This window comes from Saccharibacillus endophyticus (assembly GCF_013185185.1).
Lineage (GTDB): Bacteria > Bacillota > Bacilli > Paenibacillales > Paenibacillaceae > Saccharibacillus > Saccharibacillus endophyticus.
Genome location: NZ_JAAZWE010000005.1, coordinates 402,554 through 427,776, shown reverse-complemented (window position 1 = coordinate 427,776; position 25,223 = coordinate 402,554). Strand labels below are relative to the sequence as shown.

The 25,223-nt window shown below is 55.6% G+C and carries 21 protein-coding genes and 1 pseudogene; 13 read left to right on the top strand and 9 right to left on the bottom strand.

What is annotated here, in order from left to right:
- Window positions 1-3 precede the first annotated feature (3 nt).
- Window positions 4-864: a carboxylating nicotinate-nucleotide diphosphorylase gene (gene nadC, locus HRQ63_RS19240; protein ID WP_172246777.1), complete on the bottom strand. Its 861-nt coding sequence runs from the start codon at window positions 862-864 to the stop codon at window positions 4-6.
- Window positions 846-2,504: an L-aspartate oxidase gene (nadB, locus tag HRQ63_RS19235; protein WP_172246775.1), complete on the bottom strand. Its 1,659-nt coding sequence runs from the start codon at window positions 2,502-2,504 to the stop codon at window positions 846-848. The genes nadC and nadB overlap by 19 nt, the downstream gene beginning before the upstream one ends.
- A gap of 135 nt (window positions 2,505-2,639) precedes the next feature.
- On the opposite strand from nadB, the gene HRQ63_RS19230 reads away from it, so the two are divergent.
- The 5 genes from HRQ63_RS19230 (at window position 2,640) to HRQ63_RS19210 (ending at window position 8,720) form a co-directional block, all read left to right on the top strand.
- Window positions 2,640-3,782 (top strand): IscS subfamily cysteine desulfurase, encoded by a 1,143-nt coding sequence (locus tag HRQ63_RS19230; RefSeq protein WP_172246773.1) that lies wholly within the window; start codon window positions 2,640-2,642, stop codon window positions 3,780-3,782.
- A 21-nt stretch (window positions 3,783-3,803) separates the two neighbouring features.
- The gene (locus tag HRQ63_RS19225; RefSeq protein ID WP_172246771.1) at window positions 3,804-4,334 is read left to right on the top strand and encodes a transcription repressor NadR; all 531 of its coding nucleotides are present in this window, start codon (window positions 3,804-3,806) and stop codon (window positions 4,332-4,334) included.
- Between the two features lie 15 nt (window positions 4,335-4,349).
- Window positions 4,350-5,375 carry a Gfo/Idh/MocA family protein gene (locus HRQ63_RS19220; RefSeq protein WP_172246769.1) on the top strand — a complete coding sequence of 342 codons (1,026 nt, stop codon included), beginning with the start codon at window positions 4,350-4,352 and terminating at the stop codon, window positions 5,373-5,375.
- A 528-nt stretch (window positions 5,376-5,903) separates the two neighbouring features.
- Entirely contained in the window at window positions 5,904-7,160 is a 1,257-nt protein-coding gene (locus HRQ63_RS19215; RefSeq protein WP_172246767.1) for an MFS transporter, read from the top strand.
- Window positions 7,161-7,709: 549 nt separating this feature from the next.
- Window positions 7,710-8,720, top strand: coding sequence for a glycoside hydrolase family 43 protein (locus HRQ63_RS19210; RefSeq protein ID WP_172246765.1), 1,011 nt, complete (start codon window positions 7,710-7,712; stop codon window positions 8,718-8,720).
- 123 nt (window positions 8,721-8,843) lie between these two features.
- Here HRQ63_RS19210 and HRQ63_RS19205 read toward each other — a convergent pair whose 3' ends face one another.
- Entirely contained in the window at window positions 8,844-9,062 is a 219-nt protein-coding gene (locus HRQ63_RS19205) for a hypothetical protein (RefSeq protein WP_172246763.1), read from the bottom strand.
- A 383-nt stretch (window positions 9,063-9,445) separates the two neighbouring features.
- On the opposite strand from HRQ63_RS19205, the gene HRQ63_RS19200 reads away from it, so the two are divergent.
- Window positions 9,446-10,945 (top strand): malate:quinone oxidoreductase, encoded by a 1,500-nt coding sequence (locus HRQ63_RS19200; protein WP_172246761.1) that lies wholly within the window; start codon window positions 9,446-9,448, stop codon window positions 10,943-10,945.
- Between the two features lie 291 nt (window positions 10,946-11,236).
- Here HRQ63_RS19200 and HRQ63_RS19195 read toward each other — a convergent pair whose 3' ends face one another.
- On the bottom strand, window positions 11,237-12,238 hold the full coding sequence (locus tag HRQ63_RS19195) for an alpha/beta hydrolase (protein ID WP_172246759.1): 1,002 nt from the start codon (window positions 12,236-12,238) through the stop codon (window positions 11,237-11,239).
- A 77-nt stretch (window positions 12,239-12,315) separates the two neighbouring features.
- Window positions 12,316-13,599, bottom strand: coding sequence for a histidine--tRNA ligase (locus HRQ63_RS19190; RefSeq protein WP_172246757.1), 1,284 nt, complete (start codon window positions 13,597-13,599; stop codon window positions 12,316-12,318).
- A 365-nt stretch (window positions 13,600-13,964) separates the two neighbouring features.
- On the opposite strand from HRQ63_RS19190, the gene HRQ63_RS19185 reads away from it, so the two are divergent.
- From HRQ63_RS19185 to HRQ63_RS19175, 3 genes are all read left to right on the top strand, one after another.
- Window positions 13,965-17,330, top strand: a complete 3,366-nt coding sequence (locus tag HRQ63_RS19185; RefSeq protein ID WP_172246755.1) for a glycosyl hydrolase 53 family protein — start codon at window positions 13,965-13,967, stop codon at window positions 17,328-17,330.
- 132 nt (window positions 17,331-17,462) lie between these two features.
- Window positions 17,463-17,741, top strand: a complete 279-nt coding sequence (locus tag HRQ63_RS19180) for a type II toxin-antitoxin system RelB/DinJ family antitoxin (RefSeq protein ID WP_172246753.1) — start codon at window positions 17,463-17,465, stop codon at window positions 17,739-17,741.
- Window positions 17,734-18,000, top strand: coding sequence for a Txe/YoeB family addiction module toxin (locus HRQ63_RS19175; RefSeq protein ID WP_172246751.1), 267 nt, complete (start codon window positions 17,734-17,736; stop codon window positions 17,998-18,000). Before HRQ63_RS19180 ends, HRQ63_RS19175 begins: the two co-directional genes overlap by 8 nt.
- A 60-nt stretch (window positions 18,001-18,060) precedes the next feature.
- Here HRQ63_RS19175 and HRQ63_RS19170 read toward each other — a convergent pair whose 3' ends face one another.
- The 3 genes from HRQ63_RS19170 to HRQ63_RS19160 all read right to left on the bottom strand — a co-directional run bounded on the left by HRQ63_RS19170 (window position 18,061) and on the right by HRQ63_RS19160 (window position 20,859).
- A complete protein-coding gene (locus HRQ63_RS19170; RefSeq protein ID WP_172246749.1) occupies window positions 18,061-18,930 on the bottom strand; it encodes an SDR family oxidoreductase in 870 nt (289 codons plus the stop codon).
- A gap of 170 nt (window positions 18,931-19,100) precedes the next feature.
- Window positions 19,101-19,943, bottom strand: a complete 843-nt coding sequence (locus HRQ63_RS19165; protein WP_172246747.1) for a helix-turn-helix transcriptional regulator — start codon at window positions 19,941-19,943, stop codon at window positions 19,101-19,103.
- 193 nt (window positions 19,944-20,136) lie between these two features.
- A complete protein-coding gene (locus HRQ63_RS19160) occupies window positions 20,137-20,859 on the bottom strand; it encodes an S-layer homology domain-containing protein (protein WP_172246745.1) in 723 nt (240 codons plus the stop codon).
- Window positions 20,860-21,104: 245 nt separating this feature from the next.
- On the opposite strand from HRQ63_RS19160, the gene HRQ63_RS19155 reads away from it, so the two are divergent.
- Both HRQ63_RS19155 and HRQ63_RS19150 read left to right on the top strand, forming a co-directional pair.
- On the top strand, window positions 21,105-21,773 hold the full coding sequence (locus HRQ63_RS19155) for a GDSL-type esterase/lipase family protein (RefSeq protein ID WP_172246743.1): 669 nt from the start codon (window positions 21,105-21,107) through the stop codon (window positions 21,771-21,773).
- 18 nt (window positions 21,774-21,791) lie between these two features.
- A pseudogene (locus HRQ63_RS19150) lies at window positions 21,792-22,370 on the top strand (Crp/Fnr family transcriptional regulator).
- Here the strand turns inward: HRQ63_RS19150 and HRQ63_RS19145 are convergent.
- Window positions 22,345-23,109 carry a DUF4386 domain-containing protein gene (locus HRQ63_RS19145; RefSeq protein ID WP_172246741.1) on the bottom strand — a complete coding sequence of 255 codons (765 nt, stop codon included), beginning with the start codon at window positions 23,107-23,109 and terminating at the stop codon, window positions 22,345-22,347. The pseudogene HRQ63_RS19150 and the gene HRQ63_RS19145 overlap by 26 nt on opposite strands.
- Before the next feature lie 257 nt (window positions 23,110-23,366).
- On the opposite strand from HRQ63_RS19145, the gene HRQ63_RS19140 reads away from it, so the two are divergent.
- Both HRQ63_RS19140 and HRQ63_RS19135 read left to right on the top strand, forming a co-directional pair.
- Window positions 23,367-24,554, top strand: a complete 1,188-nt coding sequence (locus HRQ63_RS19140; protein ID WP_172246739.1) for an MFS transporter — start codon at window positions 23,367-23,369, stop codon at window positions 24,552-24,554.
- Window positions 24,555-24,577: 23 nt separating this feature from the next.
- The gene (locus HRQ63_RS19135) at window positions 24,578-25,156 is read left to right on the top strand and encodes a TetR/AcrR family transcriptional regulator (protein WP_172246737.1); all 579 of its coding nucleotides are present in this window, start codon (window positions 24,578-24,580) and stop codon (window positions 25,154-25,156) included.
- Window positions 25,157-25,223 lie beyond the last annotated feature (67 nt).

The window sequence follows — 25,223 nt, the reverse complement described above, 5'->3', positions numbered from 1 at the left end:
TTCCTACCTTTCTGCTGTCTGCGCTTGTTCGCGACCGGTTACGATATCCATGCTGATATCCAGGCTGGACACCGAATGGGTCAAAAAGCCGAGCGAGATGTAATGGACGCCTGTCCCTCTGTACGTCGGAAGCGTACGCATATCGATCCCCCCGGAAGCTTCCGTGACGATATGCGGCGGCGTAAGCTGCGCGAATCGTCTCACGGTGTCGGGATCGCAGTTGTCGAACATGATGATGTCCGGGCCTGCGGCAATCGCTTCGCGAAGCTGATTTTCGTCCTCGATCTCAACCTCGATTTTGACCATATGTCCGTGCTTGGCTTTCGCTTTGGCGACGGCCGCCGAGATAGAGCCTTCCGCGGCGATATGGTTGTCTTTGATCATGATGCCGTCGTACAAGCCGAACCGATGGTTGTATCCGCCGCCTGCCGTGACCGCGTATTTTTCCAACATGCGCAGCCCGGGCGTCGTTTTGCGGGTGTCGCAGATCCGGATCGCCGGATCGTTCAGCGTCCGGATCGCGCTGCGTGTCGCGGTGGCGATGCCCGACATGCGCTGAAGCAGATTCAGCACCACGCGCTCGCCGGTCAGCAGAATCGAAGGATTGCCCGACAGCGTCGCGATGCGTTCGCCGTAAGCGATCTCGTCTCCGTCTTTTTTGAGCAAAGAAACGCGCACCTCGGCATCCAACACGGCAAAAGCTTCGACAATCACCTCGACCCCGGCCACGATTCCGTCCTGCTTGGCATAAATGAGCGCCTGCTGATTATCGCAATCCGAGATCAGCTGCGCGCTCAGATCTCCGCTGCCGATATCTTCCATATAAAACTGTTCCAACATTTTTCTTAACGCGATACGCTGCATGCTTCGGTTGTCCTTTCGTTGTTCAAAATGGGAGCTGTCGAAAAAGTATGGGTAATCGTGCGTCCCGACCACTGCGGATCCAAGCGCATCGGATAGTCCTGCCGATAATGCGCGCCGCGGCTTTCCTTGCGCAGCAGAGCCGAAGATACGACCAGGCGGGCGAGCTGCCAAAGACGGGCCAACTCCGCTTGTTCGCGGGTAAGATCGGACAAGCGGATCTCTTCGCTCGGCAGGTCGTTCAACCAAGCGCTCAAGTATTCAAGTCCTTCGGCATCGCGAACGATGCAGGCGTGCCGGCTCATCTGCCGCTGAAGCTCGGCGAGCGTGGTATCCGGAACGGCCAGCGTAAGGTCGCTGACTGTCGGCTTACGGTCGGAAACGTGGGAGCTGCCGATCATTGGATCGCCGGAGACGTTCCCTTCGCCGCTTATCAAATCACTGAACGCAGCACGCTCGCGGCTTGCCGAGCCGTTTTGCCGCGCGTAGTCGAAGCTGTGCCGCGCCGCCCTTTTGCCCAGAACAAGAGCTTCGAGCAGCGAGTTGCTGGCGAGGCGGTTCGCGCCGTGCAGACCCGTGCAGGCGGCTTCGCCGATCGCGTACAAGCCGGGAACGGAGGTGGAGCCGTGAGCATCCACTTTGATCCCGCCCATCATGAAGTGCATGCCGGGGACGACGGGTATTTTTCCGGCTTCAACGTCGATGCCCGCTTTTCGCAAAATGCCCGTGATCGTCGGAAACCGTTCGGTAAAGTTTGCGCAGCCGCGAATATCCAAGTGAACGTCATGACCGCTTTGGATCTGTTCGTGAATCGCCCGGGCGACAACGTCGCGCGGCGCCAGATCGCCGAGCGGATGCTTGCCTTCCATGATCGCGCGGCCTTGTTCATCCCGCAGTACCCCGCCTTCTCCACGCACCGCTTCGGAAATCAGGCCGTAGGTTGTGCCGTTTTTCACCAACAAGGTCGGATGAAACTGCATGAATTCCAGATCGCATAATTCCGCTCCGGCTTCATAAGCGAGCATCAGTCCGTCTCCCGTGATGCCGGCATCGCCGCTATGGTTGGCATAGAGACTTCCGCAGCCGCCGCTGGCGATGATGACGGAGTCCGCGCGGAACGTCGTCAATTCTCCTTCGTGCAGAGCGATGACTCCGACGCAGCGGCCTTGTGCCACGATAAGTTTCAGAACATGAGCCTGTTCCAGAATGCATGCGTCGCCGGGAACCCGGTCAAGCAGATATTCCGTCAGCATGCGTCCCGTCGCGTCTCCGCCCGCGTGGAAGATCCGGTGGAACGAGTGGGCGCCTTCGAGACCGAGCCGAATTTCCTGCCGCGTATCGCGATCGAACGGAAAGCCGTCTTGAGCCAATCGATGCACGAATGCGCTGCCTTCCATCAACAGATCCTGCACGATCGAAAAATCGGTATGGCCGTCTCCGGCCGTCAATGTATCTGCGACATGCGAAGCAACGGAATCTTCCGGCAAATGGACAGCGGCAATGCCGCCTTGAGCCAGCATGGAATTGCCGCTTCGCACGGAAGCTTTGGTCAGAAGCCGAACGGAGCAGCCTTCCGGCAAAGACGCAATCAGCGAGAGGGCTGCCGCTCCGGCTCCGATGACGATGACAGATGGTTTGAACAAGATGATCCACTCTCTTCTTCGAAAGGTTTACAAATTAACATACAGGTGTCTTGACACCTATATTTACACAAACATAAACTAAACTCAAGTCTATCGACAACATTCGCCGGATTTGTACCGGAAAAGGAGTTTGGGATGATTTATTTGGATTATGCCGCGTCTTCGCCTTTATGCGAGGAAGCTTTGCAAACGTTAATGACGATGAGCCGGGACGTATACGCCAACGCAAGCAGTTTGCATGACGGAGGCGGACGGGCTGCGCATATTCTGGAACGAAGCCGGGAGTTCGTCGCCGGATTGATCGGAGGAGATCCCAAAAGGCTTTACTTCACGAGCGGAGGCACGGAGTCGAATATCCTGGCGATCCATGCGTTGGCGAGAGGCTTGCCCGAGAAGCGCAGGCATGTTCTGGTTTCGGCCATGGAGCATCATTCGGTCAAGCTTGCCGCAACCGGGCTGGTTGAACTCGGGTATGAAGTCGAACTCGTTTGGCCGGATGCCTGGGGACGGATCACGCCGGAGCAGATCGAGCCGCTGCTCCGACCGGATACGGGGTTGGTATCGGTGCAGCACGCGAACTCGGAGACCGGGTTGATCCAGCCTTTGGCTGAAATCGGTGCCTTTTTGCATGAACGAGGGATTTTGCTGCATACGGACGCGGTTCAGTCTTTCGGAAAAGTCGGCTTTTCCGTCGAGGAGCTGGAAGTGGATGCGGTATCGATCTCTTCGCATAAGGTGCAAGGGCCCAAGGGAGTCGGAGCGGTGTATATTCGGCCCGGCGTTTCGTACGTTTCGGTATACCCTGAAGCCTTGCACGAAGGCAGCTTCCGACCCGGAACGGTCAATGTACCGGCAATCGCGGCATTCGCCGCCGCTGCCGTCCACACGTGCGGGCTGATCGAGCAGCGAACGGAGCAGTATGTTTCGCTCCGAAAGTATTTGACGGAACGTTTCCGCGAATGCGAGCTGCCCGCTTATCTGGTCACGGATCGTTTGCTTGGCAACGCGCTGAATATTTTGCCCCATATCGCAGGCTGCGCCGGGTTGGGCTACGAAGGGCAATATGTTATGCTGGAATGCAACCGGAAGGGCCTTTGCATCTCTACGGGAAGCGCCTGTTCCTCGGGTCATCAAGCCATTCCCGATACCTTGTCCGCGCTCGGATTGTCAGAGGGAGAAGGACATTCGTTTTTCCGCATTTCCTTCGGTCCCGACACGACGGCGCAGCATTTGGATCGGCTGGTGCAGGCTCTGCATGAGCTTGCGCAAACCAAATAGAGAAGGGAGTCTCTCATCCCTATGGAAGAAATCAAGTTGACGGGCGAACAACGGCGCGAAAAGCTGCTGGTCTGGCTCCGGGAATCGTCGCCGCTGACCGGAAGCGAGCTGGCGCGCCGGGCGTCCGTATCCAGGCAGGTCATCGTTCAGGACATGACGCTGCTCAAAGCGAAAAACCATGCCATTTTGGCGACCAGCCAAGGTTATATTTATCTGACGGAAAACAAAGAGCCCCGATCCGAACGGATCATCGCCTGCAAGCATGATCCTTCCCGCACGGAAGAGGAGCTGCTGCTGCTGGTGGATTACGGGGTCAGCGTCGACGACGTCATCATCGAGCATCCGGTGTACGGACAGCTGACGGCGTTGATTCGCGTAAGCACGCGCAGCGAAGTCTACGAGTTTATCGAACGGATCACGGCGACGGGGGCATCGTATTTGTCGGAACTGACGGACGGCATTCATCTGCATACGATCTCCGCGCCGGACGAAGAACGAATCGAGAAAGCTTGCGCCGCGCTGCAAAAAGCCGGTTTTTTGGTCGAAGACTGAAACAACGGAGGCATTATGGAAAAAATCAAACTGGCCGTGATCGGCCTCGGCAATATGGGACGCAATATGATTCATCGGCTCGTGCCGCGATATGCGGGGCAGGTAGAGTTGGTCGCGCTGTGCGACAGCAGCGAAGAAAGTTTGCGGCGCGAAAGCGAAGCCGTAAACGGTGCGCCGAAGTTGTACACGGATTACCGGACGCTGCTGGCGGAGACCGATGCCGATCTGGTCTATATCGCGGTTCCGCCGTCCATGCACTACGAAGCGGTAAAGCTGGCTTTTGAGCGGAACATTCACGTCTTTTGCGAAAAGCCGCTGGCGAACAGTCTTGAAGAAGCGAAAGAAATGGTGGAGTTGGCGGAGCAAACCGATCGATTGAATGTCGTCCATTTCTCGTTCCCGCTGGAACCGGCCGTATTGAAGTTCCGGGAACTGATCGCGCAGGGCGCCGCCGGAGACATCGAGCGTGCCGACCTGTATCTGGAGTTCCCAAGCTGGCCGAGAGCGTGGCAGCAAAACGATTGGATCGGTACCCGCCGCGAAGGCGGCTACCTGCTGGAAGTCGGCATACATTGGATCAACATGATCCAGCAAACCTTCGGCCCGATCGTGGCGGTACGCAGCGAGGTGGAGTTCCCGGCGGACGAGAACTTGTGCGAGACGGTCACGACGGCGGTACTGCGCTTGGAAAGCGGACTTGAGATTCATTTGTCCGGCACGGATCGGCGCGAAAGCGAGGAAGACGAAGAACGCGTATCGCTGGTCGTTCAGGGATCAGGCGGAACGGTCGCGCTGGAGAATTGGGGCAGCCTGTTCGTCGGTGCTGCGGGCGAAGAGCCCAAGAAGGTAATGGAGGACGAAGATCACGACGGCGAAGGCGAATACCTGCCGATCCTGGGACAGATCCTGCGAATTTTGAACGGTGAAAAAGGGACCGTGTACGATTTCCGCGACGGCTATCAGGCACAGCTGGTGCTGGAAGCGCTGCGAAATCCGACAGGAAACGGAAAGTTCGTCGAGTTACCACCGGCGCTGACCTAAAGTCTTTATTCGTTTGAAATAGCGAAGCCGGCGGAGGGAGAAATTCAGTGAAATACAGGGTTTCGAAGAAAACCTGCGGTAACATATAACGGTATGTTGGCCTTTGAACTCGGAAAATATTCAACTTAAATTCTAATCAAGTTTTCCGAGTGAGACAGCGCTTTAAACGAATTTCTCCCTCAGCGCCCAAGCCGTTCCAACGAATAGGAACTTTTAGCGAACTTAAGTAGCATAGTATTTCATTTTGCTTGTTGCATACGCTCAGCCAATCCGTTAATCTGGAGTCAACTTTAGCTGGAGGTGCTCTCTGTGACCTATTCGATGCGCTTGAGATAACCGAACATCCCGCGCCGGCGGATCGATTCCTTTTTTGAAAAAGGAATACGTACGCTTTTTTGCGTTGGGGTGTCTTCGTGTTGTCCGAAGACGCATGGGATCGGTCTGTTTGTGCGTTCTGCACGTACGAATAGGCGCAAAAAACGGAGCTTCCGATACTTTTCCGGAAGCTGACAGAGGAGATCAACCTTTATGAAAACCACACAAACCCAATGGAAAAAAACGTTCGCTACTATTTTTACCGGACAGTTATTTTCGATTTTGACTTCGGCGATGGTACAGTTTGCGGTGATTTGGCATTTGACCGCGACGACCGGATCGGCGACGGTGCTGCTGCTTGCGGGGCTGGCGGCGTTCTTGCCCCAGGCGATTTTGGGGCCGTTCGTCGGCGTCTGGATCGACCGTTGGAATCGGAAGATTACGATGATTATCGCGGACAGCGCGATTGCGCTGTTCAGCCTGCTGCTCGGGATTTACTTCTATCTGGGCGATCCTGCGCTGCCGGTCGTATTCGCGATTTTGGCGAGCCGTTCCGCGGCGTCGGCTTTCCACGCACCGGCGTTCCAAGCGGCGATGCCGCTGATCGCGCCGGAAGATCAACTTACGCGCGTGGCGGGTTGGCAGCAGTTGGTGTTCTCGGCATCGAGTATAGCCGGGCCGGCGCTCGGCATTGCCGTGTATTCGTCTTCTTCACTGGCGGCGGTGCTGCTGCTCGACGTGGCCGGAGCTTTGTTCGCGAATCTGATGCTGGCGCTCGTGAACATTCCCAAGCAGCAAAGGGACGCCTCCGAAGCGGAGGCGCCGTCGTTCATGCGCGAATTTAAAAGCGGCTGGCTCGCTTTCGTGACGGTGAAGCCGATCGTCCGATTGAGCTTTGTCACGATCGCGTTCAGTATTGTATTCATGCCGCTGGCAACGTTGTTCCCGCTGATGACCTTGCAGCATTTCGGGCTCGGCGGCTATGCGGCCAGCATCGTGGAAGCGGGATTCGGCATCGGCATGATTGCGGGAGGAGCTTTGCTTGCGGTCTTCGCCGGAAAGCTGAAAGACACGACCTTCCTGGGTCTCAGCTTGATTTTGATCGGCTTAACCTGCGGATTCAGCGGCGTGCTGCCGGTCACGGCTTTTACGATCTTCGTCGTTTTATCCTTTTTCATGGGGGCTGCGGCTCCGCTCTACAACGGCCCTTACATGGCGATGATCCAGAAGGCGTATCGTCCGGAACAGCTCGGCCGCGTCATCTCCTTCATCACCAGCTTAACCATGCTCGCTTCTCCGATCGGATTGGCCTTCGCGGGTCCCGTGGTCGAAGCGTACGGCGTACAGGTCTGGTTCCTCGGATCGGGCGTCGTGGTGACATTGCTCGGTTTGCTGGTTTTCGCGGGCGGTCGCAAGTTTAGCATTACGGAAATCGCGGGAGCAGAGGCTGAGCCGGAAGCGACGGAGTAATTTTTGCGCAGCGTTGGGGATGAAGGTAGGGAAGCTTAGCTGATATTCACAATGTGGATCACATAAAATGAAGTCGGCGGGCTTGTGGATTGCGTATTTGCCGCTGAAGTTATCCACATTAGGGAACCCTTTACAAGAATATCGTGATGATCGAAGATAAAGACGGCACACCGACAGAAACAGGCTCCCCCTACACGGCGTCACGAGCAAAGTTGTGGATAACATCAAAGGGAAGTTGAAGAAGCACATCCTCTTTGAAATTTTGAAGCAGGGCGGGATCACATCGAACGGTCAAGCCGTCCAAGTGTTCGAACATGACGTTTTGCCGGAAGTCGACCGATATTACGTTTTCTTGAGCTATGCGCAGCCGGTTGCTCTCCTACGAGAACGCCGGCTCTTTTTCATAAACACAACATCATCGTAGATCGCTTTCTGTTACCGTGATGGAAATAAGCTCTCATCGGATCCTCGGCTTGCATCCCGAGAAACTTCACCGTTATATTGGAGATAAGTTGTAAGCGCAAACAAAAATCCGAAGGAGTTGATCCCATGTCCGTCCAGCCCGCCCACAATGCCGCTTCCGATGTGCAGAATCCGCAGGAAGGCCATCGCCTTGCCGATATGCCTGTGCATGACCCGTTTGTTCTCGCCGATTCAAGCAGCGACACCTACTATCTGTACAGCGGAGCGGCTCCCCGATTGAACGGAGTCGACCGGCACGGCGTGCTCGTATATAAAAGCAAAGACCTGGAAGAGTGGGAAGGGCCTTATGTCGTGTTCGCGATACCGGACGACTCATGGGCGGACCCGCAGCACGGGGCGTGGGCACCGGAAGTGCATGCGTATAACGGCCGATATTATCTATTCGTGACGCTGCATAACGAAGGGCGTCCGCTCGAAGGCGATCCGGTACAGGGATATGCGAAGCATTGGCGGGGCACCGCGACGGCTGTGAGCGATTCGCCGGAAGGTCCTTTCGAACTGCTGAACTTGGAAAGTCCGGTGGTGCCTTCGGAGCAGATGACGCTGGACGGGACGCTGTATCTGGATGAGGAAGGCCGGCCGTGGATGGTGTACTGCCATGAATGGGTGCAGACGTTGGACGGTACGATCGAGGCCGTTCGGTTGAGCGACGACCTCTCTTCCGCGGTAGGAGAACCGATTCTGCTGCTCAGCGGCTCGGCGGCTCCGTGGCTCAGATCGGCGACGGCAAGCGAATCCGAGCAAAGCGTGCCGTCGGTCAGTGACGAGCCGCCCGTCTATGTGACGGACGGCTGCCAGTTGTACCGCACATCCGACGGCAGCCTGAACATGCTCTGGTCGAGCTATGAAGACGGCAGCTACGTGCAGACGATTGCCCGTTCTGCAAGCGGTAAGCTGGAAGGGCCGTGGGAGCAGCTTGATCCGCTTGTCAAAGAAGACAGCGGGCACGGGATGTTCTTCCGCACTTTCGACGGCGAGTGGAGGTTGATCCTGCATCGTCCGTTCAAAATGCCGGAGTCGCGGGGCTATCTGTATCCGATCAAGGATCTGGGCGACCGATTCGGATTGGCCGAGTAACCGAATGATATAACCGATAAGCGAAAAAGATGCAGCCCAAAAAAACCGGGCAAGAGTCGGCGAAAGGCTCGCCGTTCCTGTCCGGTTTTCGTATGGGGTGCTAGGGTTCGATGCAGATTCGGGTTACTTTTTACCTTTAGGGGGTTTGCTAAGATCAGTGCTGCCTTCGGGGCGTCTTTCGACCCGCAGCCACAAAATGCCGCTGACCAGCGCGTACGTGGCTACCGCCAAGCTGAAGATGCCCGCGATCAGATTGTCTTTCAACATCAGAATGCCTACCGCAATCATGATAGCAGCCAGTACGAAACGGATGATGGAACGGTTGTGTTTCTTGAACATCATTCAGGGAGTCTCCTTCGGATCGCAGCTTGTCCCATTACATGAGATCGAGACCGGCTGCAAGATATTATCCTGCTGATACGCGGCGCGGCGGCTATCGGTTTCATTCATGAGGCTGAAAAGGAATTGCGTTCAAGGCGCTGACGAAAATGGTGTACAATGGAAGAGAATGCGCACTATTATACCGTAAAGCAATAGGATTTGGTCGGATTTTGGTTTATAGTAAACATAGACACGATTTTTTTGAAAATAAGACGATTCTTTCGCACGGCCTTAATTTTGCAGCATCCGTGCAGGCCGCCCTGTCGTTTGCGGATCATCCGATCCGGCGACGGACGAGCAGGCCTGATCCCTTGGCAAATATACTGGATAAGGCAGGTTTTGTTATGAGCAGCGTAGTGAAGAAAACAGACGTGATCTTAATCGGGGCCGGAGTCATGAGCGCGACGCTCGGAACCTTGCTGAAAGAATTGTCGCCGGACTGGACCATCAAGACGTTCGAGAAATTGGCGAGCGCCGGCGAAGAAAGCTCCAACGAATGGAACAACGCGGGTACGGGCCATGCGGCGTTATGTGAACTCAATTACACGACGGAAAAAGCGGACGGTTCGATCGATATCACGAAAGCCGTCAACATCAACGAGCAGTTCCAGCTGTCCCGGCAGTTCTGGGCGCATCTGGTCAATCAGGGTTTGCTGCGTAATCCGGGCGAGTTCATCCGTCCGATTCCGCATATGAGCTGGGTATCGGGCGACAAGGACGTCGAATTTTTAAGCAAGCGATTTAAAGCGCTCTCAGAAAATCCGTTGTTCCAGGGCATGCACTATTCCGAGGACCATCGTCAGCTTCAGGAATGGATTCCGCTGATGATGCAGGGCCGGGAACCGTCGGAAAAGGTCGCGGCGACCAAGATCGATTCCGGCACGGACGTGAATTTCGGCGCGCTGACGCGCCTGATGTTCGACCATCTCAAAACGCGCGGCGTCGAAGTGAACTACCGTTACGCGGTCAAGGATATCAAGCGAGCGCAAGGCGGCGGCTGGCGCATTAAGGTGCAGAACCTGAACAACAATCAGGTCGAATATCACGAGGCGCGCTTCTTGTTTATCGGGGCAGGGGGCGCTAGTCTTCCTTTGCTGCAAAAGACGGGCATTCCGGAGTCCAAGCATATCGGCGGATTCCCGGTCAGCGGCGTGTTTATGGTTTGCAAAAATCAGGCGATCGCGGAAAAGCATCATGCGAAGGTGTACGGCAAGGCTAAACTCGGCGCGCCGCCGATGTCCGTGCCCCACTTGGATACGCGTTATATCGACGGAAAAAAAGCGCTGCTGTTCGGCCCGTTCGCGGGCTTTACGCCGAAGTTCCTGAAGACCGGCTCCAACATGGACTTGATCGGTTCGGTCAAGCCGAGCAACCTGTTCACGATGCTGGCGGCCGGAGCGAAAGAGATGGGCCTGACCAAGTATCTGGTTCAGCAGTTGATGCTCTCGAACGCCCAGCGGATCGCGGAGCTGCGCGAGTTCATCCCGGACGTGAAAGACGAGGACTGGGAAGTCGTGATTGCCGGTCAGCGCGTGCAGGTGATCAAAGACACGCCGCAGGGCAAAGGCACGCTGCAATTCGGTACGGAAGTGGTCAGCGCGTCGGACGGTTCGGTCTCGGCTTTGCTCGGCGCTTCGCCGGGGGCTTCGACTGCGGTGCATGTCATGCTGGAAGTGATGCAGCGCTGTTTCCCGCAGCAGATGCCGCAGTGGGAGGAGAAGATTCGGGCGATGATTCCTTCCTACGGCGTGCGGTTGTCGGACGAGCCGGAGCTGTTCAAACAGATCTTCGATTCGACGGCGGAGGCGCTTGGGCTGGAGAAGATTGCGGGGGTTCGGAGTTAACCTGGATTCGAAAGTTGCTTTGGTGGGGGAAGCGAGAAGACTACGAGAAAAATTCGTTTAAAACGCTGTCTCACTTGGAAAACTGGAATAAGATTTAAGTGGATGTTTTCCAAGTTCAAAGGCGTTTTTCACTGAATTTTTCTCTCCGTCTTCTCGCTTCCAGTTACGTTTTGTTTTGTAGACAGATTAAGAGCTTTGATTCCATTAGGAATCAAAGCTCTTTTTAATTTATTGATCGCAATGACGAAATTAGGCTTCGTTATTTCGAAGAATCTTGTTTTAGCGGCTTGTTCAATTACTCTTTTCGGTGATAGCAGCAATCGGCTGCGGTGCGAAATACCGATCTACGGCTTCTCCGAATGCTTTCATCAAAAACGCCGTCGCTTTTTTGCTTACTTCCGCTTTCGGACACATCAGGTCGAACGCGTGATAACATCCGGGATACAGTTCGAATTCTGCTGCCACGCCGGCAGCGCGCAAGTTTTCTGCGTACCGAATCGTCTCGTCGCGGAAAGGTTCCAGATTTCCGGCGAAGGTGACGGCAGGAGGCAAGCCGGCGTAGTCGGTTGCGCGGGAGACTGCGGCGTACGGCGGTACGTCTTCGCGTCCGTACAGTTCGCCCAAGTAGAGTTTCCATGCCCATTCGTTGGAGTTGGAGTTCCAGATCGGGGCATTGTTGTTCTTGGCCGATTCGCCCTGCATGCGGTCGTCGATCATCGGGTACAGCGGCATCTGGAAGGAGAGATTCACTTCTTCGAGATCGCGGGCGTACAGAGCGAGTGCTGCGCTCAGACCGCCGCCCGCGCTTTCGCCGCCGACCATCAGTTGGTCGTCGCGGATACCGAAGGCGGTAGCGTTGTTTTTCATCCAAAGCAGCGCATCGTAAGCGTCATGCAGCGCCGCCGGGTAAGGCGCGTCGATTGATAACCGATACTCGGGTGCGATGATTACACAATCTCGGGTAGCGATCAGATTTTTGTACATATCGGTGTTCAGTTCCGGAATGCCAAGCGCGTAACCGCCGCCGTGCAGCCACAGGATGCCCGGCATATTTGCGGCTTCATGCAGTGGGCGATAGATGCGTATGCGGATCTGCCGACCGTCGCGAGCCGGAATCCATTGTTCGTCGCAGCGCAGGCCGTCGATATTTTTGCCTTTGCGGGACTCCAATGCTTTTTTGGCGCTTTTGGCGGAGGCGATGAATTTGGCTTCGGTCGATTTTTTCGTCAGGGCCGTCATGATGATGCCCTTCACTCTAAGCTGCCGATCGATCATGCGGAGGGTCACTTTCATTTCGATGGGAATCTCCTTTGCAGCGGGATAGACGCGCGCTTTCTACCGATCATTGTACCTCTTGCACGGGATCAGGCTCAATCGGCATCCCTGATCCGTTTCAGCGCTTCCGCCGGGGCGAGCAGCTGCTCGCTTTTTTCCGCCATATCCTTGAGCTGCACCTGTCCTGCCGCCGCTTCGTTTTCGCCGATCAGAATGACCCAGCGAATCCCGCGAACCGACGCCGACGCCAGCGTTTTTTTCAACTTTCGCCCGATCGGTTCGACGGCCGTTCGAATGCCTCCTGCCCGCAGCAGCGCGGCTGTTTCCAGCACGGGAGCGATCATGTCCCCGCCGATCGGCACGATCAGAACTTTCGGCTGCGGGATCTCCGTTTCGCGCTCGGCCAGCATCGCCATGATCGACTCCATCCCGAACGAGAGGCCGACGGTCGGGTAGGCGATATCCGGTCGTTCCACGAGCTGTTCGATGATGTTGTCATACCGTCCTCCTCCGCCCAGACTGGATGTGAAGCTTCCGGAAGCATCAAAGATTTCGTAGACCGTACCCGTATAGAACGAAAGCCCGCGCGCGAGAAAAGGATCGAAGCGGCAGACGGAGTCCAGTCCCAAGCGTTCCAGCAGTCGGGCGAGCGTACGAGCTTCGTTTGCCCCGTCGCCGTTTTCCGAGCCGCAGGCTTTCACCCAGTCTTCGAACGTCTCGACAGGCGCTTCGGTCAGGCGAACGATCGACTCGGCAACGGAGGCTGCCAGTTCTTTGCCCGCCAACTCCCGCAGTACCCCGTCCCGCCCGATCTTGTCGAGCTTGTCCAGCGTCAGCATGACGGACGAACGCAGCTCTGTCGGTACCCCGAGGCATTCCAGCGTCTCGCCGAGCAGCTTGCGGTTGTTCCAGCGAATTATCACCGGAATCTCCAGTCTGCGGAATGCTTCGGCGGCCAACTGCATCAATTCCGCTTCCGCTTGCGGTCCGGCGATCCCCACCACGTCCGCGTCGCATTGCAGAAATTCGCGCAGCCGTCCTTTTTTGACCGGGCCGTCGCGGAACACTTTGCCGATCTCGTAGCGTTTGTAAGGGAATTCGATGCCGGGGTTCAGCGCGATGACTTTGGCAAAAGGAATGGTCAGATCGTAACGCAGTCCCAGCTTGCGCTCGCCCTGATCGGTCAGTTGGTACATTTCTTTCAAAATTTCGTCGCCGCCCGCGTATTTCGAAGCCAGCAGATCCAGTTCATTCAGAGTCGTGGAGTTCATCTCGTCAAAGTCATACGCTTCGAACAGTTGTCGCAGCGTCGTCTCTACCTTTCGTCGTATCGTTTGTTCTTTTCCGAAAAAATCATAGGTACCTTTTACGTTTTGCATGATCGTCATCCTCTCTCTTCGTAAAGTTTTGAAAACAAAAAAACGCGCAGGACCTCTTGGTCCTGCGCGTTTTGCTATGCCGCAGGGAGGCCAACGCGAGAAGCGTTAGCCCGCCCCGGATTTTTTGCTCGGGGGTGCTAACGCTGCTTGTGATGATGAAGTTGGGTCGATAAGATTGCCTGCACGGCGACCATCTCCTTCAGCATGAATTATGAACGATTATAGCGATCCTCGCCGAAATAAGCAATCCCTTTCCGAAACACACGAAATGTTGCAATAATCCCGTATCGTCTCCCCCGCGGCAGTTGTTATATTGGTCACAGTCAAAATGTAAACGCTTCATACATAGAGGGGAGATGAGTGAAATGGGAAGAAAAAAAGGGGTTTTGCCGCTGCTTTTGGCTGTCGTCACGGTTCTCGGCACCCTGCCGTTCCAACCGGCGAATGCGCAGGCCGATTCGGCGATTTCATCGGTCGGGCCGCAGATCGCGAACGGAGGATTCGAGACGGATTTTTGGGCCGATCAGTCTTGGAATGCAGAGGCGTCGGATCGGAATCAGGTCGAGCCAAGCCGCTTCGCGTACGCGGACGATACCTGGATCAATCCGGCCGAAGGCAGTCATGCTTTCAAATATTGGATCAAAGATACGGCTCCCGCGGAGCAGTCTGTAACGGTCAGTCAGAACGTGTACGAGCTTCCGGCAGGCAGCTACGAGCTGACGGCTCAGTCGATGGGCGGAGGGGGCGACGAAGCGGGTCATGTGACGTTGTTTGCGGGAACGGAACAATCGGCCGCGATCCCGACGACGGGGTATAACGCTTGGGGCAAAGTATCCGTGAAGTTCGTGCTGCCCGATCCGGTCGATGAATTGTCCGTCGGCGCTTCGATCAGCGGCAAAGCGGCGGCGTGGGGCTATCTGGACGACGTACGCTTAACGCGGCTCGGCAGCGATACGTCCCAGCCCGTGCCAGCGGATATTTTCGTGCAAAAGGTCGAGGGATTAGGCACTGACTTTATCAAAGGCGTCGACGTATCGAGCGTGATCGCGCTTGAGAAAAGCGGCGTCGTGTTCCGGGACGAACAAGGAGCGCCAGCCGATCTGTTCGCCACGCTCAAACGATCCGGCGTCAACTATGTGCGGGTACGCGTCTGGAACGATCCTTACGATTCGCAGGGACGCGGTTACGGCGGCGGCGACAACGACCTTGCCAAAGCCATCCAAATCGGCAAACGTGCCACCGATAACGGGATGAAGGTGCTGGTCGATTTCCATTACTCCGATTTCTGGGCCGACCCGGCCAAGCAGCAGGCACCGAAGGCTTGGAAGAACTACACCGTCGAGCAAAAAGGCCAAGCCTTGTACGACTACACGAAAAGCAGTCTGGAGCAGTTGCGAAGCGCGGGCGTCGACGTGGGCATGGTTCAGGTCGGCAACGAAACGAACGGATTTTTTGTCGGGGAAAAAGATTGGGCTTCGATCGCGTCGTTGTTCAGCCAAGGCAGCAAAGCGGTACGGGACGTCGATTCGTCGATCCTCGTCGCGCTGCATTTTACCAATCCCGAATCGGCAGGCCGTTATGCGGCCTACGCCGCGGAATTGACGAAATACGGCGTCGATTATGACGTATTTGCAAGCTCTTATTATCCTTTCTGGCACGGCACGCTTAGCAACTTGACCAGCGTGTTGAAGCAGGTCGCGGACGCGACGGGCAAAAAGGTCATGGTCGCGGAAACGTCGTACACGTACACGGCGGAAGACGGCGACGGGCACGGCAATTCGGCTCCGCAGGCATCGGGCCAAGAGCTGGATTACCCGATCAGCGTGCAAGGCCAAGCCACGTCGGTGCGCAACGTTATCGATGCGGTCGCTAAAATCGGCGAGGCCGGAATCGGCGTGTTCTACTGGGAACCGGCCTGGTTGCCTGTCGGTCCGGCTTCGGATCTTGCGAGTAACCGGAAGTTGTGGGAGCAGGACGGATCGGGTTGGGCATCCAGTTTCGCCGCCGAATACGATCCGCATGACGCCGGTCAGTGGTTCGGCGGCAGCGCGGTCGATAACCAGGCGTTGTTCGATTTTACGGGCAAGCCTTTAGCTTCGCTCAATGTGTTCAATTACGTGAATACGGGAGCCACCGCGCCGCTGAAAGTCGATGCGATTTCTCCGGTCAGCGTGACGGTCAATGCGGGCGAACCCGTGACGCTGCCTGCCGTTGTTGAAGCGGTCTATAACGACGGAAGCACCAAGTTGATCGGCGTGAACTGGAACCAAGCGGCACTTCAAGCGGCTGTGGAAAAAGGAACCGGTCAATACGTCATCGAAGGGTTGGCGGAAGGAGGAATTCCGGTACAAGCTGCGCTAGAGATCCGCAAACGGAATTTGCTGCTGAACGGCAGCTTCGAAGACAATGTCCGCAGCATGTGGAAAATCACTTACGGCGAAGGAAGCGTGCCGCATACGGCTTATCAGAATAAAGCCTCTGACGCCAAATCGGGCAGTTATTCGCTGCATTTCTACTCGTCGGAAGGCGTGAACTTCCGGGTGCAACAAACGCTGGAAGGACTGGAGCCGGGATATTACGACCTGTCCATGTCCATTCAAGGCGGCGATGTGACGGAGGGCGAGATGAAGCTGTTGGCATCGAGCGGCGGGCAGGAACGCGAAGCCGTGACCGGGGTCAAAGGGTGGGCGCAGTGGAACGAGCCGAAGATCGCGGAGATCCGCGTGGAAAAAGGCGATCTCACGGTTGGCGCTTCGATCCGGGCCAACGCGAAAGCATGGGGAACGCTGGACGACTTTACGTTGACGTTCGTTCGCGGATTGGAGACGACGACTCCTCCGGGGGGAGGCGGACAGGATGGCGGTTCGCCGGGCGGGAACACGCCTGCGCCGTCTAATCCGACGCCTTCGGTGCCGCAAAATCCGGCGCCCGCGACGCCTGTAACGCCGCAGCCTGCGGTTCCCGCTCCTTCGAACCCGGCGGATAACGGGACGGTTCAGCCGCCGAGTCCGACGCCTCCGGGCGAAGAGGCGCCGAATGCAGACGGCGCGAACGGCGAAGATCCGGCTACGGCCGGAATCTCGTATATGCAAGGCTACCCGGACGGAACGTTCCGTCCGGCCAAGTCGGTGACGCGGGCAGAGTTGGCTTCCATGCTGCTGCGTCTGAGCGGCGGGCAGGCTGCCGCCAGTACCCCAACCCCCGCTGCTGCAGGCACAAGCACCAACGCGGAAGAAGGTACGAATCAAGATGCACGCGAGCTGGCTTCCGGCAGCGCGCCTGCGAACAGTAGCGCCTACCGCGATGTAGCAGCGGGAAGTTGGGCGGCGGAAGCCGTGCAAACCGCCAGCGAAGCAGGTTGGATGCGCGGAACGGGCACGGAGTCGTTCGATCCGAATCGTCCGGTGACTCGCGCCGAATTGGCTGCGGTGCTGGCACGTTGGAAAGGACTCAACGCGGTAGGCGACACCGGGCTTGAATCGGAGGCGTTTACCGATACGGCCGATCACTGGGCAGCAGGCGATATTGCACGCGCGCGCCAAGCCGGTTATCTGCTCGGCCTGCCTGACGGCCGTTTCGAACCGAATCGCGCCCTGAGCCGCGCCGAAGCGGCGGCGGTGTTCAACCGGGTATTGGGTCGTAAGCTGCCGACCGCCCCCGACGCTTCCCGTTGGCCGGATATTCCGTCCGGGCACTGGGCACTGGCGGATATCGAGGCAGCGGCGGAGTGAGCTAGGATTATAATTTTCTTGTAAGATTTGATTAAAATGCGCACAATGTATATTCATTGTGCGCATTTTTGATTACTTTTTAATTTTTTGTTTGATATAATACAGGTGAAACGAATTTAAGGAGGGAAAGGTATGGCACAGGCTAATATTAATATTCGGGTAGACGAGGAAGTGAAAAAAGAAGCCGAGCTTCTATTCTCTGAACTTGGGTTGAACATGACTACGGCAGTCAATATCTTTATCCGTCAGTCGATCCGTCAAGGCGGTATTCCTTTTGATATCACGACACAAACAGACGCTTTTTATAATCCGGCCAATATAAGAAGACTAAAGGAATCCATCAAGCAAATCGAAGAAGGAAATACAGTAACAAAAACCTTAAAGGACTTGGAAATTTCTGATCATGCGTAATCTGGTTTTTTCAAGTTATGCGTGGGAAGATTATGTTTATTGGCAAACACAAGATCGTAAAACACTAAAAAGAATCAACCAACTCATTAAAGATATTGAACGAGGCGGTTATGAAGGAATCGGAAAGCCAGAGCCTCTTAAAGGCGAATTGTCGGGATATTGGAGTCGGCGGATTGATGATACGAATCGTATTGTTTATCGACTGACCGAATCTTCGATTGAATTTTATGCTTTTCGTACTCATTATGGCGATCATTGAGAAAAGCGACCCCGAAAGATCTGGGTCGCTTTTTGCTTACTCTATTTTTATGGCTAGGCTTTACACCCCGACATCGTCCGCATCCGTAGAATACGCCAATTCCTTCTGCGCTTCCAATGCCGCCAGCCGCGCCAGCAGCGATTCGCGCATCACCGCGTACGCGTCGCTGCCGAGCGTAAGGCGCAGCGGGCCTTCGCCGGCATCCGAGCGGTCGATAATCGCCTGCGCCATTTTCTCGGGATCGCCGACGACGGCGCGGTTGAACGCTTCGGGCGTGTCCATGCCGGGCAGTTCGCCTTTCATCATGCGGGTGAACCGTCCGGCTTCCTGTTCGCGATAGACCTCCATCGGTTCGCCGTATGCGGCATTGCCGCCGAGGAATCCGGTACGGATACCGCCCGGCTCGACCATTGTCGAACGGATACCGAACGGCGCGGCTTCTTTGGCGAGGGCTTCAAAAGCGCCTTCTACCGCCCATTTGGTCGAACAATACAGCCCCATGCCCGGAATCGAGTAATGCCCGGCCGAACTGGAGAGCTGCACCAAATGCCCGTGTCCTTGTTTTCTCAGGAAAGGCATGGCGGCTCTGGCGGCGCGAAGCGAACCCAATACGTTGGTATCGAACTCATGCTCGATCTGCGCGTCGCTCGCTTCTTCGATCGCGCCGTATAATCCGTAAGCCGCGTTGTTGACGAATACGTCGACCGCGCCAAGCTCCGCAAAAGCCCGCGTGACCACTTCTTCGATCTGCGCCGCGTCGGTCAAATCCAGATGCGCCGACCAAAGCCGGTCTCCGTACGCATGTTTTAACTCATCCAAGACTCCGGCTTTGCGCACCGTAGCCGCGACCCGGTCGCCCCGCTCCAGCAGTTTGCGTGTCAAATGAATAGCCAAGCCGCCCGAAGCGCCCGTGATGAACCAAGTTTGCATCTGTATCATCCTCCCGTGATTGAACTCCTGTCCAGCATAACGCCGCATCCAAAAGCCAACCAGAGCAGGATGATACGGGTAACGGCACTGATAGGCTGAGTCGCAGTACGTTGTCAGGATTGGATCATTGGATCGCGGTCCGCTAACCGCTATTGACCACTTGAGACCTGTTACTCGGCGTCCTGCCTCAATAGTTCTTTCAGCTGCTGCTCGGTATCGGTACCGGGCGCAGGAACGAGAATTGACCAGACCAGGCTCGGATCTTGGTCGATGTGGGAAGCGGAGTGAATATCGAAGTCCAACCGCCGACCGTCGGGCAGACGGAAATGCATGGGATATACATGGCTTTCTTTGACCTCGAACAGATCCCAGCAGCGCCGGAACTCTTCGCTGTCTCGGCTCAACCGCTCGAATCGCTCCATATATCGCGGATTATGCTTGTTGCGCTCGAAGTTCGTGCGCACCCAAGCCGCCGTGTAACGGGCAAACGGCTCCCAGTTCAGCAGCCGTTCCCGAAACGCCGGATTCAAAAACACCATATCCAGTACGTGCCGATCCTGCTCGGAAGCGCTGCCGAAGTCCGCCATTAACAGCTCGGCAGAGCGATTCCATGCGAGCACATCCGTGCTGTCGTTCGTAATAAAGCACGGGTAGGCGAGTTGGTTGGTCAATGCCTGCAATAACGGAATATCGGTTCTGGCATCTGCTACATGCGTGGGAGCCAGCGAAGATTCAGCCAATGAAAAAAGGTAGTTCTGCTCCGAATCGCCAAGCTTCAGCGCGCGGCCGATGTTGAGCAGAATCTCTTGAGACGGATTGAGGTCTTTGCCCTGTTCCAACCAGGTGTAATAGGTGACGCTCATATTGGCCAGATACGCGACTTCTTCCCGGCGAAGTCCCGGCGTGCGGCGACGTCCCGGAAGCGGATCGATGCCGGAATCTTCAGGTTGAAGCCGCTGACGGCGCGACTTGATAAATTCGCCGAGCGCCGAGGATGAACGATTTTTTGTCATGAAGAACCCGCCTTTTCGCAGAATGTGCCTATATTTTAAGTCAAAACGGACACGCGCACAAAAAAACGCCCGATGCGAGGGTGGGGTGGTCGCATCGGGCGTTTCCTGTAGCGCTATGGAGAGGCTGCCGGTCGATCTTGTTCTTCGATTCGCTGCCGATCAAGCTTGCTCTTCGGCGCATGGCGAACGAAGATTACTCGGCTTTGATCGGCAGGATGTGCATTTCGCCGTCTTCTTCAATCGGCAAAATCGTGATCGGCTGCTTCAGTTGGTTCATGTAATCGATCGCGTTATACAGCATGACGGCTGCTTCGGCACGCGTGATTTCTTCTTGCGGGTGGAACTTTTTGTCGGCGTCCAATTGTACGATTTCCAGCGCGATTGCCAGTTGAGTAGAGCCCAGCGACATGATATCGAACTGGTCTTCGTCCGCGATTTCCGGTACGAGGATATTGATCATCGGCAGGTTGCCTGCTGTTTTGAGCGTATCCATCAGGTAGTCGACATACGCTTCGCGCGTGATTTTTGCCGTTGGATCGACGTCTGTCGGGATGCTTGCGCCGCTCTGTGCCGCATCAAGGAAAGCTGCCGCGTACCAAGCGTCGTTCTTCACGGCCGGGAACAGGTCATGAGCCGTCTGCGATGCGTCAACGTCCGGCAGTTCAAGCGATACCAGGCCGAGACCGTTAGAGATGAACTGCACCGCTTGAGCTTGCGTCACCGACGAGTTCGGAGCGAACGAACTTGCGTTTACGCCCTTGATAATGCCTTGCTCTTGCAGCGATTGGATTTTTTCTTGTCCGGCTACGTTCTTCAGATCCTTAAACGTCGTAGGTGCGGCAGCAAAGATCGAACCGCCGAGCGAAGCAGTCAGGATCGAGACGGACATCAGGGAAGCTGCGAATTTCTTTTTCATGGATAGAACCTCCTGTGGGATCAGTAGATTAACATCGTTATGTTCTCGTTCTTGCCTACCCAGACGAACCGTTTTCGGAAAAGGTTGCGAAGATCTGAGATTTACCTAAAAATTAATTAAAGGAATGATTTTCGGATCATGCTAGGCCTTTTGCGCGCAGAGTGGTTATTCGCTTCGCCTTCCTCTAATATGAATATAAAAGCGTTTCTACATTCCGTTTTCCCTATCAAAAGGAGGAATTCCCCATGACCTCGAATCTCCCGGCCGATCACCCGGAACTTGCGCCCGACAAGCAAGGCAAAGTTGACGCTTACCGCATTCTCAACCGCTACGCCGCCAAAGGACAGACGGTGTTCGCGGGTTCTTCGTTGATGGAATTTTTCCCGATTCACGAGCTTCAGCAGACATCCGGCAAGCCGTTTACCGTATACAATCGCGGCGTCGCCGGATTCGTGACGCGGGAGCTGCTGGCTTCGCTCGATGCCTGTATTTTGGAGCTTGCGCCGTCGCGTTTGTTCATCAATATCGGAACCAACGATCTCGGCGAACCGGATTATGCGATTGACGGTCTGATCGAGCGTTACGAGGAGATTCTGCGGCGGGTACAGGAGCATTTGCCTGATTGTCGCATTGTGCTGATGAAATATTATCCGGTCAACGCGGAAACGAAGTTCCCTGGCGTAGACCCTGCGGGAGCGGCCGAATTTTTCTCGCGTCGCAACAACGGGACGCTCGCCCGTGCCAATGAAGCTGTTCAGCAGCTCGCCGAACGGCTCGGGTTGGAATATGTCGACGCGAACCAAGGGCTGACGGATGAACGCGGAAACCTGAACGAAGCCTATACGATGGACGGCATCCACATGTTCGCTAACGGATACAAGATCGTCTGGGATAACTTGCAGCGGTATTTGTAAGGAAGCGGAGGGACGGGCATGACGGATCTTCTGAATCAATATCTCGAACGGTTCACCACGCTTGGGCCAAAAGAACGGGAAAATATTCTGCGTGAACTGGATATCCGGCAATATGTAAAAGGAACGACGCTTGTCGAACAAGGAGAAGTGTCGTCGACTTGTTATTTCGTCCTGCGAGGGTGCGTTAGACAGTATGCGATCGACGAAGACGGGAATGAAAATACGTCCGAGTTTTACACCGAATAACAGGCCGTCGCGAGCATGAACAGGCGTGATCCCGACAAAGGCTCGAATTGGTATCTGACCTGCCTGGAAAATTGCGTATTGGTCGTGGGAGATCTGGCTGCGGAAAAAGGCATGTTCGAGCGTCACGCGCAGTTGGAGTCCATGGTGCGACTCATGATGGAAGAGTATTTGGCGCGGATGCAGCGGGAGTTTGCTGCCTTTATCGCGGCTGCGCCGGAGGAACGGTACCGGAAAATGCTGCGGGAGCGTCCGAATTTGACAGAACGCGTACCGCAGCATCAATTGGCCAGCTACTTGGGAATGACGCCGGAATCGTTGAGCCGCATCAAGAAGCGGATTCGGACGCCTTAAGCTCTGCGTTTGCGGAATCGGAAGGGATCGAGGAGGGCTGCGGCGCTGCTCGTCCTCCTTTTAGGAGCAGCCAGAAAGCAAGGCTCAACTCGCCTAACGCCATCGGGACGCTTAGCACCGCTTTCAGCGTACTGAACCATAGGCTCATTTCCGGCACGGCAATCTTATACAAATGCACGCCCAGATAGGAGAGTGCGGCAGCTTGCAGTAACACACCCACCCAGCGTGGGGCAGTCGGCGCTTGAAAAATCAACATGCCCGTAATCCATAGATGCAGTCCGAAGATCACAAGCCCGACCGACCAGACGAAATCGAAGACGCGCAATGACAGCCAAATGGATTCGGCAGCCAACGCATCGTTTGGGGTCATATGCTCCGCAGATAACAGCGCCAATGCCAGAAAAGCAACCGCAATCCCCAGTATGGCGGTATAGGCGAGACGCATCCACCCGCTAAGCAGCGACAGGCTGCGATTGACGGACTCGAAAAAGCGATACAAGCCCCAGGCCGCGATGACGTCGCAGACGATAATCAGCAGCCAACCGAGAATTCCGGTGCGGAACAAGGCGGAAAAGGTGCCGAGATTCGCCGCCGTGGCCGCGGAATCGTCCGGTACGATAAGCCGATCATGCACAAATCCGTAACTGTAAGCCGCGGCTGCGGCCATCACCAACAGCGAGACTCCCGAAGCGATTGCCGCGCTTCGAGGGGTGTCGTTTTTTGGCGTGCGTACATTCATGGATATAAGCCTCCTCTACAAAGTCATTTTTATAGCGTTATTGTAAAGAATCGCTGACGATACAGCCTTGACTTAAGTCAAGAGGGGAAAGCGAAGCCGAACGATTTTTCGTTGGGCTTTTATTTTTGAGCTTAAACTTACAATAGTCAGCTATTTTATTTTCAATTTGTTTATATACGCTAAAAAAATCTTTACAAACTGACTATGGTCAGATAAAATTCGTCTCATATCAAATTTAAGCATTATCGGAGGTAGAGATGAGTACGAAAGCGTTGACGGCCCCGGCGGCCCGGTTGTGGAGCCGCTCTTTTATTTTTATTATGGTCGCGAACGCGCTGCTTTTCATGGTATTCGAGATGATGCTGCCGACGCTGCCGCTGTTCGTGTCGAAGCTGGGCGGAGGAGCGTCGCAAGTCGGACTGGTGACAGGCATCTTCATGTTTTCCGCCATTCTGATTCGTCCGTTCACGGCCAAGCTCGCTGCGAAAATCGACAAGAAATACCTGCTGTTAATCGGCTTGGCGATCTGCGCGTTGATGACGGGCGCTTATTACCTGTCGACGAGCATCGGGATGATTCTCGTATTTCGCGTGCTGCACGGTCTGGGCTTCGGCTTGGCGACGACGTATTTCGCGACGCTGGCGACGGCGAGCATTCCGAAAGAGCGCCGCGGCGAGGGATTGGGATACTTCGGCGTAGGCGAGACGGTCGCGGTGTCGGTCGGCCCGCTGATCGGCACTGCCATTCTGATGCGTTACGACTTCCACAATCTGTTCTTCGGCGGCGCGTTCATTTTGCTGCTCGCCGTGCTGATGACCGCATTCATTTCGCGCAAACCGCAGACCGATGCCGAGTCGGAAGCCGTGCATGGAGAGGCCAAGGTCAAACTGATCGAGCGCAAAGTGCTGTTCCCGTCGCTGCTCATTTTTTTGGTCGGCATCGCTGCGGGATCGATCATGTCTTTCATTGCGTTGTACGCCGCGGAAAAAGGATTTGCATCCGTAGCCTGGTTCTTTTTCATCGTGGCGGCGGCCAGCTTCCTGGTGCGTCTGATTTCCGGTAAAATGTTCGATCGTCTCGGCCCGGGTTCGGTGCTCGTTCCGTCGGCGTTCTTCATGATCGCGGGAATTTGGCTGCTCACACTAGCCGGAAGCGAGCTGCTGTTCCTTTTATCCGCATTACTGTACGGACTCGGCTTCGGCGCGGTATTCCCGGCGATCCAGACGTGGTGCGTCAATCGGGTGGGCGAACACGAGCACGAGAACGCGATGGCTTCGTTTTTCAATTTTTTCGATCTCGGGATCGGCGGCGGCGCCATGATTCTCGGATTGCTGGCCTCGGCGTTTTCCTATGAACTGGTGTATGATGTAGCCATAGCGGTCATGGTCGCCTATCTGCTGCTGTATGGAGGATACGCGATCCGTAATCGGAAAAAGAGGGTCTGATCCGGCCCGTCGGAGGGTTGTCATTGAGCAGGGAAAAGATTAAAGAAGCGGCGATCGCGCAGTTCAATCTTCATGGTTACGAGGGAACGAAGATGTCGCAGATCGCAGAAGAAGCGGGTATCCGCAAGCAATCGATGGCGTACCATTTTGCAAGCAAAAAGGAACTGTTGACGGAGCTGTACGGGGAAGTCGTGGAAGAAGAGATCGCGTTCGTGCGCAGTTTCTTCGGCGAGACGTCGAACAAGGCTTGGGAAGAGCGGCTGCACGGCTATATGATCGAGCATAAAAACCGTTACCTCACGCGCCCCGGCATGCACCTGATGTTCGTGTTCTCTTTTACGACGCCGCTCGAAGTTCGGGATTTCGTGTTATTCGAATACCGTCGCTACCTGGCCGTGCTGAAGAATGAGCTGACGGCATTATTCGCCAAAGCGAAAGTCGGCCGTCTGACTCCGGAAGAGTGCATGGTGGCCTGCATGACGATGATGGACGGGTTGGATATTCAGTTGGTGTACGAGACGCGTCAGGCTTATGACCAGACGTTGGCGATCGCGTGGAAAGTCTTTTTGACCGGAATCGGGCATACGCCGGCGAAACTTTGAAGTCTTGACGTCGCTCGCGGAAACGGCGACCTTCGAATCGAAGGTCGCCGTTTTTGTCGCATGCGGA